Source organism: Nocardia cyriacigeorgica (assembly GCF_010858045.1).
GTDB classification, from domain to species: Bacteria; Actinomycetota; Actinomycetes; order Mycobacteriales; family Mycobacteriaceae; genus Nocardia; species Nocardia cyriacigeorgica_E.
On record NZ_JAAGVC010000433.1, the window covers coordinates 1 to 235 of the forward strand.

A 235-nucleotide genomic window follows, 5' to 3' on the forward strand; every position below is an offset into this window, starting at 1 on the left:
ATGGTGCTCGGCGCACTGTCGTTCGCTTACGTACTGCGCCTGACCCGCAGCTCGGTGGTGGAGAACCGGGACGCCGACTACGTGCGAACCGCCACCGCGAAGGGATTGCCGCGGCGCCGGGGATATTGAAGATGCCCTCGGTGACGATGGCCCCGCCCATCAGCGCACCCAGATCGGCACCGATGAAGGTGACCACCGGGATCAGCGAATTGCGCAGGATATGCACCACCACGAC

At 65.1% G+C, this 235-nt stretch carries 2 pseudogenes; one reads left to right on the forward strand and one right to left on the reverse strand.

Features of this window, described 5'->3' with window-relative positions:
• Nucleotides 1–120, forward strand: a pseudogene (locus GV790_RS30335) (ABC transporter permease); the annotation flags it as partial.
• On the opposite strand, the pseudogene GV790_RS30340 reads toward GV790_RS30335, so the two are convergent.
• Nucleotides 104–235 (reverse strand): annotated as a pseudogene (locus GV790_RS30340) (ABC transporter permease subunit); the annotation flags it as partial. The pseudogenes GV790_RS30335 and GV790_RS30340 sit on opposite strands and share 17 nt — an antisense overlap.